Source organism: Ruegeria sp. A4, from assembly GCF_056543025.1.
In genome coordinates, this window is sequence record NZ_JBQGAW010000004.1 from 200,172 (window position 1) to 214,665 (window position 14,494).

Sequence of the window (14,494 nt, forward strand, 5' to 3'; positions counted from 1 at the left end):
CTTGGATCACGCCCAATCCCCCAGCGCCTGCTGCCACATGGTCAATGCAGCCACCGCTGCCGTGTCGGCCCGCAGGATACGAGGGCCAAGGCTGACCACATGCGCGAATGGCAACCCTGTCAAACGCGCGCGTTCCTGGTCCGAAAACCCGCCTTCCGGGCCGATGAGAATTGCCCAGGGCCGTCCTTTTTCATTGGCGGCCAGTCGCAGGGCCGATCCAACCTCGGCTTCGTTGCAGAACATCAGTTGACGATCTTCGGGCCATGCATCCAGCAGCCGATCCAACCGCTGCAAATCGGCAACCTCGGGCACGAAGGTTCCGCCGCACTGCTCGGCCGCCTCGACCGCATGGGCCTGCAGTCGGTCCTGACGAATGCGTTCGGAATTGGTGAACTCGGTCTGCACCGGCAGGATACGCGCCGCACCCATTTCGGCGGCTTTTTCCACGATGAAATCGGTGCGGGCCTTTTTTATGGGCGCGAACAGAAACCACAGATCGGGCGGCAGCTGCAACGGTTTCGTCTGTTCAAGGCAAGTCAGCGTCCCGCCGCGTTTTCCCGCCTCGGAGACTTCGGCCAACCACTCTCCGTCCCGCCCGTTGAACAGGGCGACCTGCCCTTTGACCGCAAGGCGCATGACACCAAAGAGGTAGTGCGCCTGGTCGCGCGTCAAAGGAACCGATTGCCCCTGACCCAAGGGCTGCTCTACATACAGTCTGATCTTCGCACTCATGAGACCCTACATATGCAAGGCAATGCCCCAACACCAGATGGTCAAGTCGCCGATGCCGTCAGCGGCAACTGGGTCGACGCCCGTGCCCCGGCCTTTGCCCGCCCCTATCTGCGCCTCAGCCGCGCGGACCGACCCATCGGGACATGGCTGCTGCTGATTCCCTGTTGGTGGGGGCTGGCTCTGGCGATCCTGCATGATGGGCAGCCGCGTTGGGAAGATCTGTGGATCGCCATGGGATGCGCATTTGGGGCCTTCCTGATGCGGGGCGCCGGTTGCACGTGGAATGACATTACGGATCGGGAATTCGACGGGCAGGTCGAACGCACACGCTCGCGCCCGATTCCTTCGGGTCAGGTCAGTGTCCGGCAGGCCGCGGTCTGGATGGTCCTGCAATGCATTCTGGCGCTTGGCATCCTTCTCAGCTTCAATCAGGCGGCGATCGCAATGGGTGTTCTGTCCCTGCTGCCCGTGACGATCTATCCGTTTGCCAAACGGTTTACCTGGTGGCCTCAGGTGTTTCTGGGGCTGGCCTTCAACTGGGGCGCCCTACTGGCCTGGGCGGCGCATAGCGGTTCCGTGGGATGGCCAGCGGTGACGCTTTACCTGTCTGGAATCGCGTGGACCCTGTTCTACGATACCATCTATGCGCATCAGGATGCCGAGGATGACGAACTGATCGGCATCAAGTCAACCGCCCGTCTGTTCGGAGCTGATACAGCGCGGTGGCTGAAGTACTTTTTGGTGGCGACCGTGTCGCTGATGGGGCTGGCCATCGTCGATGCAGGGGTGCCGGATGCCTCGATGCTGGCATTGGGTGTTGCGCTCTGTGGGCCTTGGGCAATGGGCTGGCACATGATGTGGCAACTCCGCGCGCTGGACATCGAAGACAATGCCAGACTGTTGCAATTGTTCAGGGTCAACCGCGACACTGGCTTGATTCCGCTGATCTTCCTCTGCGTCGCCCTGTTGCTCTGATTGCACCTGCTGAACGCGGCCTGTAAAGATCGGCCCAACCGCCTGAGGAGTGTCAAACCCAAATATGCGTCTGCCGTATTTTATCGTTGTTTCCCTGATCTTTCTTGTATCAGCCGGGCTGTCGCTTTTGGCAGCCAGCTATGCCGTCACAAAGATCGAAGAGACATCGGAGTTCGCCGTGCGCCGGGCGCTTGACCTCAAAGGGCACGACTGGGCCGAGGTCGAGTCAGACGGCTTGCGCGTGGTTCTGACCGGGATTGCACCGGACGAGGCGACACGTTTCAACGCACTGACCGCAGCCGGAACCGAGGTCGATGCGTCCCGCGTAATCGATGAAATGGAGGTCGAAGCAACCTCTGCCCTGGCGCCGCCGCGCTTTTCAGCGGAAATTCTGCGCAATGATCACGGCATCTCGATCATCGGCTTGATCCCCGCCAGCGAAGACAGAGATGACCTGATCAGAAGGCTGAGCAACCTCGACCCCAACATCGCAGTTTCGGACCTGATGGAAACGGCGAATTACCCCAAGCCCGACGGTTGGGATGCCGCGATATCATATGCCATCGAGGCGTTGGCCAGCCTGCCGCGTGCCAAAATTTCCGCGAATGCCGATTTGGTCAAAATCACCGCCATTGCGGACAGCCAACAGGAAAAACAACGTCTCGAACGCGATCTGACCCGCGCCGCGCCGCCCAGCCTGCGGATCGGGCTGGCGATCTCGGCGCCTCGTCCCGTCATAACGCCCTTTACGCTGCGTTTTCTGATCAACGAAGACGGTGGGCAATTTGACGCCTGTTCGGCACAGGATGCAAAGGCACGCGACCGGATCGTGACCGCTGCGCGCGATGCCGGGTTGTCCGGGCCATACTCCTGCACCATCGGCCTGGGCGAGCCCTCACCACGCTGGCCCGAAGCCGCCGAGAAGAGCATTCAGGCACTGGCCAGAATCGGCAAAGGCTCGGTCACGATGTCGGATGCGGACATCACCCTGGTTGCGGCGCAAGGCACGGATCCAGCCTTGTTCGACCGGGTTGTAGGTGAACTTGAAACAGCGTTGCCTCAGGTCTTTGCCCTGCATGCCGTGCTGCCGGAACCTGAAACCAGCGAACAGACCGGACCCGTCGAGTTCTCGGCGACCCGCAGCCCCGAAGGGCTTGTGCAACTGCGAGGGCGTCTGCGGGATGAAACGTTGCGGGACATGGTCGACAGCTATGCCCGCGCGGCCTTCGGCTCGGATCAGGTCTATACCGCGACCCGCATCGCGCCGGGGCTTCCGGCAGATTGGCCGGTGCGTGTTCTGGCCGGCCTCGAGGCGTTGGCCCAGCTTCACAACGGGGCCTTGACCGTAACACCAGGCTCGGTCGAACTGACCGGCCTCAGCCATGAAGAGGACGCCAAGGCCCGTATCGCAGGTCAGTTGTCGGACAAGCTGGGCGAAGGGCAGGAATTCACCCTGACGATCACCTATCAGCCTCCGCCAGAGCCCGAAGACGCGCTGCCCGATCCTGAAGTCTGCGAAGCGCAGATCGCCGAAATCCAGACCGTCAGCAAAATTGCGTTCGAACCCGGATCAGCGACGGTCGCATCCGACTCGCGCGATACGGTGAACCAGATCGCCGACATCCTGCGTGACTGCGGGCCGATCCGGCTGGAGATCCAGGGCCATACCGACAGCCAGGGCCGCGAAGAGATGAACCAGCAGCTCAGCCAGGCACGGGCGCAATCGATTCTGAACGAGCTGCGCGGGCGGCGCATTCCCACCAGCAGCTACACTGCCGTTGGATACGGTGAAACACAGCCCATCGCGGACAACGACACCGAGGAAGGCCGCGAAGCCAACCGGCGGATCGAATTCCGGCTGATTCGTCCCGAGCCTGTCGAAACCTCCGAAACAGGCCTCGAAGCGCTCGAGGTTGGGGCCGAGGTTGGGGCTGAGGCTGACGCGCCTGAAACGGATCAGACCGAATCGACCGCACCAGACACGGACGCAGAGGACCAGTAAGTTGAACAGAACCGAATTCATCATCGCCACAGCCGTCATTCTGTTTGCGGCCTTCTGCATGGGCTGGTTTGCCAACTGGCTGGCACACCGCCTGTCCCGCGTCCGCCAAAGCGACGTTGCCGATCTGGATCGCATGAGCCAGGAACTGCACGAAGCGGAAGAAACCCGCGATCAGGCCATAACCTATCTTCAGCAACGTGAAGCCGAGTTGACCAATCAGCTGACCCAGACAGAGGCAGAGCTGGCCGCAGCCATGGACGGTCTGCGCGCCGCGCGGCAAGAGGCCGAGGAAATGCGCGGTCGGATCAACAACGCCGACTGAGAAACCGCCTTCCCGGACGGCTCACAGGACCTGCGCCAAATCTGCGATCAGGTCTTCGGGGTCTTCCAGACCAACCGACAGCCTGAACACGCCGTCGCCTGCGTAATCCCGGTAACTTGCCAATTGCGCCCGTTCCAATCGGAAGGACGATTGCATCAAAGCTTCGGTTCCCATCCAGAATATCAGACTGCGATGGTGGCCAAGCGACACGGCATAGTGAACGATCCGGAGTTTATCGATCATCTGCTGGGCCAGTGCCTCGCCTGTTGCGTGATCACCCACCTGAAAAGCGATCATTCCGGATGTGTTGCGCATCTGTTGTTGGGCCAGCTCGTATTGGGGATGCGACTTCAGCCCCGGATAGATCACTCTGGTCACGCGCGCGCGCGTCTCAAGCCAATCGGCAACGACGGTGGCACCCGCCTGATGCGCTGTCATCCGCAGTGGTAGAGTGGCCATGCCCCGCGCGATCATCCACGCGTTGAAGGGGGACATGATGCTGCCGTGGTGGATCGCGGATTCGGTGCGGATTTTCGCGATCAGGTCCTTTCGCCCGGCCACCGCACCACCGATGGCATCACCGTGCCCGCCGATATACTTGGTCACCGAATGCATAATCAGATCAACGCCCAGGTCTTTGCTTGGCTGACCAAGCGGAGACGCAAAAGTCGCATCGCAGGACAGCAACGCCCCCGCGCTTTTGGCAATTGCTGAAACCGATGCCAGATCGGTCAGACGACCGATCGGGTTCACGGGTGTTTCCGTGTGGATGAGACGCGTGTTCGACCTGATGGCTGCTGATACCGCCGAAAGATCGGACATGTTGACCGTGCTGACATGGATCCCCAAACGCGGCAACGTGTCCCGCGCCAGCTCTGCCACGCCCGCGTAAGAGACGTCGGAAACGATCAAATGATCCCCGGCAGACAGGAACGTCAGGAAGATGGCGGTGGCCGCCGCCATACCGGACGCCAGACACAGGCAATCTTCGGTGCCTTCCAACATGCTGATCTTGGCTTCCAGCGTCCTGACGTTGGGATTGGCCCAGCGCCCGTAAAGATAAGGGGCTTCTTCCTCCAGATCGTGGGCCGAAAACCCCGCCACCTGATCCGTGACGAATGTCGAAGACATATGCAGGGCCGGCGCAGACGCACCGCTGGTCGGGTCCGGGGCTTCGCCCGCATGGATTGCCCGTGTCGCTAGGCCCTTGTTTCTCAGCCCGTCTTGCATGCCGCCATCCTCCTGATCCACTTGCGCAGATTTAGCGCAGGCTCGTGATCCGGCGTCCAGAGAAGAATTGAAACCGCTCGGTTTCCAGAACCACCGCTGTGGGCGCGCGACGCTACCAGCGGCTCAGAGCGTCTTCGTCCTGATCTTTGGCCGCAACCCATTCGGCGCCGGAACGGGTAATTTCCTTTTTCCAGAACGGTGCGCGGGATTTCAGGTAATCCATCAGATATTCGGCCGCCTCGAACGCGTCCTTGCGATGCGGGGCCGCCGTGGCCACCATCATGATGCGATCCCCCGGAACCAAGCGTCCAAAACGGTGTATGACCAGCACGTCACCCAATGCCCAACGCGCCTGCGCCTCTTTGGCGATCTTGGTCAGGGCGCGTTCGGTCATACCGGGATAGTGCTCGATCTCCATCACATCCAGATCACCGCTCGCCAGGTCACGCACAACGCCGGTGAAGGTGACAATGGCGCCGTTGGAATCATCCCCGGCGGCAAAGGCATTGGCCTCGGCCCCCAGATCAAATGCCTCTTCCTGAACCGCGATCCGCATCGGTCAACCGCCCGTCATCGGTGGGAAAAACGCAACTTCCCGAACACCTGCCAGCGACGCATCGAAATCCGACAGCTCCTGATCCAACGCAACGCGCAGCGCGGACAGATCGGAAAATGCCGCGGCATAGCGCTCTTCCCGAGCGCTCAGTTCAGTCACCAATTCGCTGACCGTGGCCGCTTGCGTTTCGACCTTTTCCTTTGGCAAGCCGATGCGTTCGCGCACCCAGGCGAAATACAGAACATCCATCGGTTAGCTCTCCTTCAGATGAGGCATGGCTTTACGTAGGTAGTCATAGCCGGTGATCAATGTAAGCGTTGCCGCAATCCACAACAGCCACAGCCCGACCTGACCCGCCCAATACATGCCATCGACATTCAGGCGCAGGTGGTTCACGTCGTCGACCTGACCCGCAATGATCTGCTCGACCAGCTCGGCATCCATGCCAAAACTCGCCATCACGGCATAGTGCTCGAAGATACCCTGCGAAAACAGAACCGCGATGGCGACCATCTGGGCCGTGGTCTTCCATTTGGCCAGTTTGGTGACTTTGAGCGTTCCGGCCACATCGCCCAGATATTCCCGCAGGCCCGAGACAAAAACTTCGCGAAACAGGATCACGGTTGCGGGAAGGACTAGCCACGGCGTCCAGTGCTCGGTCGAATAGCCCACAAGGATCATAAGCGCGATCACCACCATGGCCTTGTCGGCGATCGGATCCAGCATCGCTCCGATCTTGGTCTCCTGCTTCCACGCGCGGGCCAGATACCCATCGAACCAATCGGTAATCGCCGCCGACAGGAACAGGATCAGTGCAAACCAGTCCGCATAGGGACGGGTGAAATATAGAAACATGACTGCCAGCCCAGGCGCGGCCAGCAGGCGCAGGACGGTCAGGAGATTAGGCAAATTCCACTTCATGGCTTGGACCCTATATCGCCGGTCCGGGACAGAAAAGCCAATCAGACAAAAAACTGTATCATTCAAAAGCGCTTGGTCAAAGCGCCGCAGGCCCGACGTCTCAGAACAGTACCTCTTGGCCTTTCCCGGCTTTGCGGTCAGATTGCCGCGCAAGCCCAGCCGGAAAGAACCAGATGACAGCGCATATTCAAACCGACACACGGTCAAACATGATCGGCAGCCTCTGGATGGTCGCCGCGATGGCCGGTTTTGCGCTGGAGGATGCGTTGCTGAAGGCAGCTTCAGCCGCGCTGCCGATCTGGCAGGTCCTGGTTCTTTTCGGCGCGGGCGGGTCGGTGATTTTCGCTGCGGTGGCCCGGGCCCGTGGGCAGCGGCTGCTGCAACCTGACGTTCTGTCCCGCCCAATGAAAATTCGGGTGCTGTTCGAGGTCTTTGGTCGGTTGTTCTATGTTCTGGCCATCGCACTGACGCCGTTGTCCTCGGCCACGGTGATCCTGCAAGCCACGCCTCTGGTCGTTGTTGCAGGCGCCGCGTTGTTCTTTGGCGAGACAGTCGGTTGGCGGCGTTGGAGCGCTATCTTTGTCGGCATGATCGGCGTTGTCGTCATCCTGCAACCCACCGGAGACAGCTTTTCGCTGCTTTCGACACTGGCGGTGCTGGGAATGCTGGGATTTGCCGGACGTGATCTGGCCAGCCGCGCAGCACCTGCCACGCTTGGAACCGAAGTCCTGGGGTTTTACGGCTTCCTCAGCATCATCGTGGCCGGGGTGGCCTATCGGTTCTGGGAGGGCGCGCCGATTGCACCGGTTGGCCTTCACACCAGCCTGCATCTGATCGGTGCGGTGCTGATGGGCGTAATGGCCTATGCGTCGCTGATGAAGGCGATGCGCACCGGCGAAGTGTCCGCCGTGACCCCGTTCAGATACACCCGGCTGTTGTTCGGCATCGGGCTTGGCGTAGCCATGTTTGGTGAGAGGCTGGATCCCAACATGTGGATCGGCAGCGCGCTGATCGTCGCGTCGGGCCTATATATCCTGTGGCGGGGCCGGCAGGCCTAGCCCTTGTCGTGGAAGAAATCGTAAACCTTCTGCGCCAACCCGGCCGAAATCCCTTCGACCGCTTTCAGATCGGTCAGATTGGCCCGGCTGACGGCTTTGGCGCTGCCGAAATGGGTCAACAGAGCACGCTTGCGCGCAGCCCCTACCCCTGGGATTTCATCCAACGGCGTTGTACCCACGGCCTTGGCGCGTTTCGCACGATGGGTGCCGATGGCGAACCGGTGCGCTTCGTCCCTGAGTCGTTGAATGAAATACAACACAGGGTCGTTGCGTTTCAGCGCAAAGGGGCGCTGGCCGATCCGGTGAAACTCTTCCTTGCCGTGGTCGCGGTCGACCCCCTTGGCGACGCCGACCATGGGAATGTCTTCGACCCCATGTTCGACCATGATCTGATGCACCGCGCTTACCTGCCCGGCGCCGCCATCAATCAGCAACAGATCGGGCCACAACCCTTTGTCGCGGTCCGGGTCTTCCTTTTGCAGTCTGGTGAAGCGGCGGTTCAGTACCTCTTTCATCATGCCGAAATCGTCACCCGGTGTCAGGTCGTCTCCGCGGATGTTGAACTTGCGGTAAGCGTTCTTCATGAACCCCTCGGGGCCGGCCACGATCATGCCGCCGACGGCGTTGGTGCCCTGAATATGAGAGTTGTCATAGACTTCGATCCGTCCCGGCGGACCATCCAGATCGAACGCCTCGGCCAGCCCGCGCAGCAACTTGGCCTGCGTTGCACTTTCCGACATGCGGCGGGCCAGAGCCTCGCGCGCGTTGCGCAAGGCGCCGGCAACCAGTTCCTGTTTTTCGCCACGCTGCGGCACAAGGATTTCAACCTTGCGCCCGGCTTTCTCAGCCAGCGCGTCCTGCATCAGATCCACGTTTTCGATTCCGTCCGACAGGATCAGCTGACGCGGCGGTTCCTTGTTGTCGTAGAACTGCCCCAGAAAGGCCTCCATCACCTCGGCTGGTGAAACATCCGGGCCGACGCGGGGATAGAAATCCTTGTTGCCCCAGTTCTGGTTCGCACGGATGAAAAACACCTGCACGCAGGCCTGACCGCTGTCCATATACAGGCCGATCACGTCCGCCTCGGCCACACCGCGCGGGTTGATGCCCTGAGAGGTCTGCACCTGTGTCAGAGCCCGGATGCGGTCACGCAGACCGGCGGCGCGTTCGAACTCCATCGCCTCGGATGCGGCCATCATCTGCTCGGCCAGTTCCTCCTGCACCTTGGTCGAGCGGCCCGACAGGAAGCGTTCGGCGTCCTTCACGCTTTCGCGGTAATCCTGCTCTGAGATCAGGCCGACACACGGCCCGGAACACCGCTTGATCTGATACAGAAGGCATGGCCGCGTTCGGCTGTCGAACATCGAATCCGAGCAGTTGCGCAGCAGGAACGCTTTTTGCAACTGGTTCAGCGTCCGGTTCACCGCACCGGCACTGGCGAAGGGGCCGAAATAGGCACCTTTTTCCTTCTTCGCCCCTCGGTGTTTCTTGATCTGCGGAAAGTCATGATCCTTGGCGACCAGGATGTTTGGAAAGCTTTTGTCATCCCGCAACAATACATTGTACTTGGGTTTGAGCTGCTTGATCAGGTTCTGCTCCAGCAGCAGGGCCTCGGTCTCGGTTCGCGTGGTCAGGAACATCATCGAGGCCGTCGCGGCGATCATCTTTTCGATCCGCCCCGAATGACCCGGCCGTGTGTAATTCGACACCCGTGCCCTGAGATTTCGGGCTTTGCCGACATACAGAACCCGGCTGTCTGCATCGAGCATGCGGTAAACGCCCGGAGAACTGTCCAGCGTTTTTACATAGCGCTGAATGCAGGCATAGCCGGTGGGGGATGATTCGCCGTCGGTGGTCATGATCCTGAGATATGATTCTCTGGCAATGGCTGCAATCTCACGCCTTTCAGATCAAGAGAAAACAAATCCACGATTTCTGTGGATAAGTGTGAAGATAAAATTCCGGAAGATCGGAAATCCCCTTGTTTCCTTGCCTTTTCCTTTACTTGCACAAAAAATAGGCAACTTATCAAGTTGTTGTTTTTAAACATTATTTTTTTGCATACTTAGCAAGTATATGAAAAAAAAGACATTTTTGTAACGCGCGTGTAACACAATTGAGAGCGGTGCAAAACTTGCAGCAGAATTACCTATTCTACACCCAGAACATCCGGAGTTTTCCAACCCAGATGCTGACCACCGTCCACGCATAAAAGCTGTCCGGTGACCGCGTGTGCGTCCAGAAAATACCCAAGTGCTGCGGTTATGTCAGACGGGTTGGATCCCCGCTCCAGAACGGTATTTGAACGCTGTGCCTGGAAATGCTCTTGGCTTTGGCGGTGGCCTTGCATCGTCGGGCCCGGCCCGATCGCGTTGACACGGATCGTCGGAGACAATGCCTGCGCCGCCGTTCGGGTCAGTGCCCACAAGCCCATTTTTGCGATGGTGTATGACATGAACTCGGGCGTCAGTTTACGCACGCGCATGTCCACCATGTTGACGATAAGGCCGGTTGCAAGCGGTTCGCCATTTTCATCTGTTCCGGCGCTCAGCCCCTGACCTGCCATGGCCTGCGTCAGCACAAAGGGCGCGCGCAGGTTGCTGTCGAGATGTCGATCCCAGCTTTGCCGGGTTGCCGTGCGGATGTTGTCGTATTCAAAGATCGATGCGTTGTTCACCAGACACGTGATCGGCCCGCCCAGCGCCTCGGCCGCTTTGGGCAGCAGCGCCTGAACCTGAGCTTCGTCCAGCAGATCGGCCTTCAGGGTCACGGATTTTCGGCCCAGGGCCTGTACCTCTGCCGCCGTCTCCTGCGCCGGACCTTCGGATGAGGCGTAATGCACGGCCACATCGAAACCTCGATCTGCCAGATACAGTGCCATGGCCCGGCCCAGACGAATACCGGCGCCGGTGACTAGGGCTCGGGTCATGCTTCACCTCGTTTGGTCAGATCACACCAGCAGTACGATGACATAAAGCACATAAAGGAAAGTCAACACCAACCCCCAGACGCGCGAGATGTCGCGTTTGAGGAATACAAACGGTATCAGCAGCAGCGATGCGCCCAGCATGACCCAAAGATCGAATTGCAGGAACTCGGGATCAACCGGGATACGACCAAACCAGGTTGCGATCCCGATGATGGCCAAAAGGTTGAACATGTTCGAACCGATCACGTTACCCAGCGCAACGTCGGCCTGTCTGCGCAAAGCGGCCATAACTGTTGTCGCCAATTCGGGCAAAGACGTTCCAACTGCGATCAACGTCAAACCAATGACCGTCTCACTGACCCCGTAGGTCCGCGCGATGATCGTTGCGTTATCTACCAAAAGATGCGCACCCATTGGCAGACCAATCAGCCCGAGGATCAGATACACCGACACCTTCCAATAAGGCATGTCAGGATCAGCTTCTTCCAGCCCCTCAAGCTCTTCGTCCACACAGGCTTCACCGCAGGCTTTGCGATGGGCCTTTGCCTCGCGGAAGGCGTTCAGAAGAACAAGACCCAACGCCGCCAGCAAGATCAGGCCGCTGAAGAACGTGAACGTTCCCAAGAATGCCAAACCAATGAACAGAACCGTCGCCATCAGCATGAAGACATAGTTCCGGCGGCTGTCACATTCACTTGTGTGAAGCGTTGCCAGCAATGCGGGCAGTCCAAGAACCAACAGGATGTTGGCCGTGTTTGATCCGACCACATTGCCCAGTGCGATACCGGGGGCGTTCTCTTTCAAAGCGCTGATGGCAATCAAAAGCTCAGGCGCGGACGTTCCGAATGCCACAATCGTCAGGCTGACGATCAACGCAGGAACGCCCAGGCGCAGGCTCAGGTTCACGGCACCACGCACAAGGGCGTCGCCTGCAAGCAGCAGAATCAACAGACCCAGACCGGACAACAGCCATGTGGTAATCAAGTCCGGCCTCCTTTTTCGCAGGCGCAGGGGCCTTTGCCTATGCGAAACCGTCCGCAGCGCGGACACTTGGCGGAACTCAGTTTCTTCTGCCCCGGAAAGCGCAGTTTGCCGAACATCGCCAGGACACCCATGCCGATCAGAAAAAGTGTGACAGCCTTGATGATCACGTCACAAACCAAAACGCGCGTAGGCCGCACGCTCCTCTAACCCGGCAATGGCATCCTGTGCCAGGTTGGCCCCGAACCGCGACCAGATCGGTTTGCGAACGCCATAACGGCGGAACTTGACCTTGTCGCCAAAGCGTTCCTGCATTTTGGGTTTCAGATGGGCGATACCATCGATCAAACCCAGTTCATGCGCACGACGCGCCAGCCAGACTTCACCCGTGAACAGATCGGCACTGTGATCCAGCTTGTCACCCCGGCGGGCTTTGACATGCGCGATGAAGTTTTCGTGGATGTCGCCCAGCAGCTTTTGCAAGCGCGCCACATCCTCTTTCTTTTCCGGCGAAAAGGGATCCAGCATCGATTTCGATTTGCCCGCCGTATGGACGCGCCGCTCGAACCCCTGCCGCGCCAGAAAGACATGTGCGCCAAAACCTGCCGAAATGACTCCGATCGAGCCAAGAACCGAACTGTCGTCGGCCCAGATCTCATCCGCGGCAGCCGCCAGCCAATATCCTCCGGATGCCGCAACATCTTCGACAAACCCGATCACGGGCACGTCCAGCTCTTCCGACAAGCGCCGAATTCGGGCGCCAATCAAAGAGCTTTGTACAGGCGACCCGCCCGGAGAGTTGATCTCGAGCGCGACAGCCGCAGGTTTCCCCTTTCGAAACGCCTTGTCGAGAACCGGGGCCAGGGTTGTTTCGTTCAACGCCCCACGCCCCGCCATTCCAATGGAACCGGACAAACGGACAACGGCCACGCAAGGGTGCTTTTTTACGAACGGCAGGCTGAGCTTCATGGGTGCCGATGTAGAGTGCCCCCAACCCGTAAACAAGGGACTCTGCCGGCGTTAAACGCGACGTGAACCAAATTCACACACCCGATGGGCAAAAATGCAACGCCTTGGCGAGGGTCAGCTGCGAATGCGCCAGCCGGTTTTGAATATCCAGCCGATAACCGCCAAGCACAGAGCTGTAAACGCGACAATGGCAAGAAGGCTGAAAACGATCGGCACATCTGCCAGCCCGTAAAAGGACCAGCGGAAACCCGAAATCAGATAGACCACGGGATTGAACAGCGTGATGGTCTGCCACAATGGCGGCAGCATCGAGATCGAATAAAACGTGCCCCCCAGAAAGATCAGTGGCGTCACCACCAACTGCGGCACCAGCGACATCTGTTCGAAGTTGCTGGCCCAGATGCCGATGATGAATCCCAGCAACGAAAAGCTGAGACAGGACAGGATCAGAAACGCTGCCATGGCCAACGGATGCTCGATCCGAATATCGACGAAAAACGTCGCAGTGACCAATATCACCAACCCCACGAACAACGCCTTGGTTGCGGCGGCTCCGACATATCCGATCACGATCTCGATGAAATTGACCGGAGCGGACAACAGCTCGTAGATGGTGCCCAGAAACTTGGGGAAGTAAATTCCGAACGACGCGTTCGAAATCGACAGCATCACCACCGACAACATGATCAGCCCCGGCACGATGAACGCACCGTATGAAACGCCTTCGACCTCTTGGATACGGCTGCCGATGGCGGTGCCAAAAACCACAAAATAAAGCGACGTCGACAGAACCGGCGACAGAAAGCTCTGTGCCAGAGTGCGAAAGAAACGGGCCATTTCGAACCGGTAGATGGCAGCGATCGCGGTCCAGTTCATGCGGCCTCTCCAGATACCAGATTGACAAAGATCTCTTCCAGGCTTGATTGCCTGGTCTGCACGTCGCGCAACACCAACCCGGCCTCGGACACGTCATTCAGCAAGGTCGTTATGCCGGTACGATCCGCATGGGTATCGTAGGTATAGATCAGACAATCACCCGCGCCGTTGAGAGCCAGATTGTGGCTGACCAGACTATCGGGAATTCGGTCGATGGGTTCGGTCAGCATGACTTCGATCTGCTTTTTTCCCATCTGCGACATGAGTGTGTCTTTGTCTTGCACCAGCAAAAGCTCACCCTTGTCGATGACGCCGACACGATCCGCAATCGCTTCTGCTTCTTCAATATAATGTGTGGTCAGAATGATGGTGACACCGTCCCGTTTCAGTTCCGCCACAAGCTCCCACATGTCCTTGCGCAACTCGACATCCACTCCGGCAGTCGGCTCGTCCAGAAAAAGCACCCGGGGTTCATGGGCCAGGGCCTTGGCGATCAGCACCCTCCGCTTCATGCCGCCGGACAATTCCTTGATCGCGTTGTTGCGCTTGCCCCACAGGGACAGCTTGCGCAGAATCTCTTCGATCCGCGCGTTGTCCTTGCCAAGCCCGAACAGCCCACGCGACAACCGGACCGTGTTCCAGACCTTTTCAAACGGTTCCAACGCGATCTCTTGCGGCACAAGCCCTATCATCCTGCGCGCTGCGCGATAATCGGACTGTGTGTCATGCCCGCCAACCGTGACCACCCCCGAGGTCGGAGTCGTAATTCCACAAATCGTCGAAATCAGGGTTGTCTTTCCGGCGCCATTTGGTCCCAGAAGCGCAAGTATCTCACCCTCTTCAATATCCAGAGACACACCTTTCAGCGCCTCGAACCCATCCGCGTAAGACTTGCGAAGGTTTTTGATGGACAAAATGGTCGTCATATCCGTTCCCCGTTCCG

Annotated in this window: 15 protein-coding genes; 4 read left to right on the forward strand and 11 right to left on the reverse strand. The window is 59.0% G+C overall.

Annotation, left to right across the window (positions count from 1 at the left end; translation table 11 throughout):
* Window positions 1–6 precede the first annotated feature (6 nt).
* On the reverse strand, window positions 7–732 hold the full coding sequence (locus tag ACR0E2_RS14285; protein ID WP_480446836.1) for a 16S rRNA (uracil(1498)-N(3))-methyltransferase: 726 nt from the start codon (window positions 730–732) through the stop codon (window positions 7–9).
* Between the two features lie 12 nt (window positions 733–744).
* On the opposite strand from ACR0E2_RS14285, the gene ubiA reads away from it, so the two are divergent.
* The 3 genes from ubiA to ACR0E2_RS14300 all read left to right on the forward strand — a co-directional run bounded on the left by ubiA (window position 745) and on the right by ACR0E2_RS14300 (window position 4,031).
* On the forward strand, window positions 745–1,707 hold the full coding sequence (ubiA, locus tag ACR0E2_RS14290) for a 4-hydroxybenzoate octaprenyltransferase (RefSeq protein ID WP_480446837.1): 963 nt from the start codon (window positions 745–747) through the stop codon (window positions 1,705–1,707).
* Window positions 1,708–1,771: 64 nt separating this feature from the next.
* A complete protein-coding gene (locus tag ACR0E2_RS14295; RefSeq protein ID WP_480446838.1) occupies window positions 1,772–3,709 on the forward strand; it encodes an OmpA family protein in 1,938 nt (645 codons plus the stop codon).
* Window position 3,710: 1 nt separating this feature from the next.
* A complete protein-coding gene (locus tag ACR0E2_RS14300; RefSeq protein WP_117870533.1) occupies window positions 3,711–4,031 on the forward strand; it encodes a hypothetical protein in 321 nt (106 codons plus the stop codon).
* Between the two features lie 21 nt (window positions 4,032–4,052).
* Here ACR0E2_RS14300 and ACR0E2_RS14305 read toward each other — a convergent pair whose 3' ends face one another.
* The 4 genes from ACR0E2_RS14305 to pgsA form a co-directional block, all read right to left on the reverse strand.
* Entirely contained in the window at window positions 4,053–5,261 is a 1,209-nt protein-coding gene (locus ACR0E2_RS14305) for a trans-sulfuration enzyme family protein (protein WP_480446840.1), read from the reverse strand.
* Window positions 5,262–5,373: 112 nt separating this feature from the next.
* Window positions 5,374–5,817, reverse strand: coding sequence for a molybdenum cofactor biosynthesis protein MoaE (locus ACR0E2_RS14310; RefSeq protein ID WP_480446841.1), 444 nt, complete (start codon window positions 5,815–5,817; stop codon window positions 5,374–5,376).
* Between the two features lie 3 nt (window positions 5,818–5,820).
* A complete protein-coding gene (gene moaD / locus ACR0E2_RS14315; RefSeq protein WP_480446842.1) occupies window positions 5,821–6,066 on the reverse strand; it encodes a molybdopterin converting factor subunit 1 in 246 nt (81 codons plus the stop codon).
* Between the two features lie 3 nt (window positions 6,067–6,069).
* Window positions 6,070–6,738, reverse strand: coding sequence for a CDP-diacylglycerol--glycerol-3-phosphate 3-phosphatidyltransferase (gene pgsA / locus ACR0E2_RS14320; protein WP_152456738.1), 669 nt, complete (start codon window positions 6,736–6,738; stop codon window positions 6,070–6,072).
* 173 nt (window positions 6,739–6,911) lie between these two features.
* On the opposite strand from pgsA, the gene ACR0E2_RS14325 reads away from it, so the two are divergent.
* Complete coding sequence (locus ACR0E2_RS14325) at window positions 6,912–7,796, forward strand: DMT family transporter (protein ID WP_480446843.1); 885 nt, start codon at window positions 6,912–6,914, stop codon at window positions 7,794–7,796.
* Here ACR0E2_RS14325 and uvrC read toward each other — a convergent pair.
* From uvrC to ACR0E2_RS14355, 6 genes are all read right to left on the reverse strand, one after another.
* Window positions 7,793–9,655: an excinuclease ABC subunit UvrC gene (gene uvrC / locus ACR0E2_RS14330; RefSeq protein WP_480446845.1), complete on the reverse strand. Its 1,863-nt coding sequence runs from the start codon at window positions 9,653–9,655 to the stop codon at window positions 7,793–7,795. The genes ACR0E2_RS14325 and uvrC overlap by 4 nt on opposite strands.
* A 290-nt stretch (window positions 9,656–9,945) precedes the next feature.
* Window positions 9,946–10,725 (reverse strand): SDR family oxidoreductase, encoded by a 780-nt coding sequence (locus ACR0E2_RS14335; RefSeq protein WP_480446846.1) that lies wholly within the window; start codon window positions 10,723–10,725, stop codon window positions 9,946–9,948.
* 21 nt (window positions 10,726–10,746) lie between these two features.
* Entirely contained in the window at window positions 10,747–11,706 is a 960-nt protein-coding gene (locus ACR0E2_RS14340) for a calcium/sodium antiporter (protein WP_152459801.1), read from the reverse strand.
* 171 nt (window positions 11,707–11,877) lie between these two features.
* Window positions 11,878–12,675: a S49 family peptidase gene (locus tag ACR0E2_RS14345; RefSeq protein WP_480446847.1), complete on the reverse strand. Its 798-nt coding sequence runs from the start codon at window positions 12,673–12,675 to the stop codon at window positions 11,878–11,880.
* 114 nt (window positions 12,676–12,789) lie between these two features.
* A complete protein-coding gene (locus ACR0E2_RS14350) occupies window positions 12,790–13,551 on the reverse strand; it encodes an ABC transporter permease (RefSeq protein ID WP_480446848.1) in 762 nt (253 codons plus the stop codon).
* A complete protein-coding gene (locus ACR0E2_RS14355; protein ID WP_480446849.1) occupies window positions 13,548–14,477 on the reverse strand; it encodes an ABC transporter ATP-binding protein in 930 nt (309 codons plus the stop codon). The genes ACR0E2_RS14350 and ACR0E2_RS14355 overlap by 4 nt, the downstream gene beginning before the upstream one ends.
* Window positions 14,478–14,494: the final 17 nt, after the last annotated feature.

What these genes read in the sequence shown, in the direction of transcription:
- ACR0E2_RS14350 (WP_480446848.1), bottom strand. Translation starts at nt 13,551, where the DNA reads ATGAACTGGACCGCGATCGCTGCCATCTACCGGTTCGAAATGGCCCGT.
- ACR0E2_RS14285 (WP_480446836.1), bottom strand. Translation starts at nt 732, where the DNA reads ATGAGTGCGAAGATCAGACTGTATGTAGAGCAGCCCTTGGGTCAGGGG.
- pgsA (WP_152456738.1), bottom strand. Translation starts at nt 6,738, where the DNA reads ATGAAGTGGAATTTGCCTAATCTCCTGACCGTCCTGCGCCTGCTGGCC.
- ACR0E2_RS14345 (WP_480446847.1), bottom strand. Translation starts at nt 12,675, where the DNA reads ATGAAGCTCAGCCTGCCGTTCGTAAAAAAGCACCCTTGCGTGGCCGTT.
- ACR0E2_RS14305 (WP_480446840.1), bottom strand. Translation starts at nt 5,261, where the DNA reads ATGCAAGACGGGCTGAGAAACAAGGGCCTAGCGACACGGGCAATCCAT.
- ACR0E2_RS14325 (WP_480446843.1), top strand. Translation starts at nt 6,912, where the DNA reads ATGACAGCGCATATTCAAACCGACACACGGTCAAACATGATCGGCAGC.
- uvrC (WP_480446845.1), bottom strand. Translation starts at nt 9,655, where the DNA reads ATGACCACCGACGGCGAATCATCCCCCACCGGCTATGCCTGCATTCAG.
- ACR0E2_RS14335 (WP_480446846.1), bottom strand. Translation starts at nt 10,725, where the DNA reads ATGACCCGAGCCCTAGTCACCGGCGCCGGTATTCGTCTGGGCCGGGCC.
- ACR0E2_RS14310 (WP_480446841.1), bottom strand. Translation starts at nt 5,817, where the DNA reads ATGCGGATCGCGGTTCAGGAAGAGGCATTTGATCTGGGGGCCGAGGCC.
- ubiA (WP_480446837.1), top strand. Translation starts at nt 745, where the DNA reads ATGCAAGGCAATGCCCCAACACCAGATGGTCAAGTCGCCGATGCCGTC.
- ACR0E2_RS14295 (WP_480446838.1), top strand. Translation starts at nt 1,772, where the DNA reads ATGCGTCTGCCGTATTTTATCGTTGTTTCCCTGATCTTTCTTGTATCA.
- moaD (WP_480446842.1), bottom strand. Translation starts at nt 6,066, where the DNA reads ATGGATGTTCTGTATTTCGCCTGGGTGCGCGAACGCATCGGCTTGCCA.
- ACR0E2_RS14355 (WP_480446849.1), bottom strand. Translation starts at nt 14,477, where the DNA reads ATGACGACCATTTTGTCCATCAAAAACCTTCGCAAGTCTTACGCGGAT.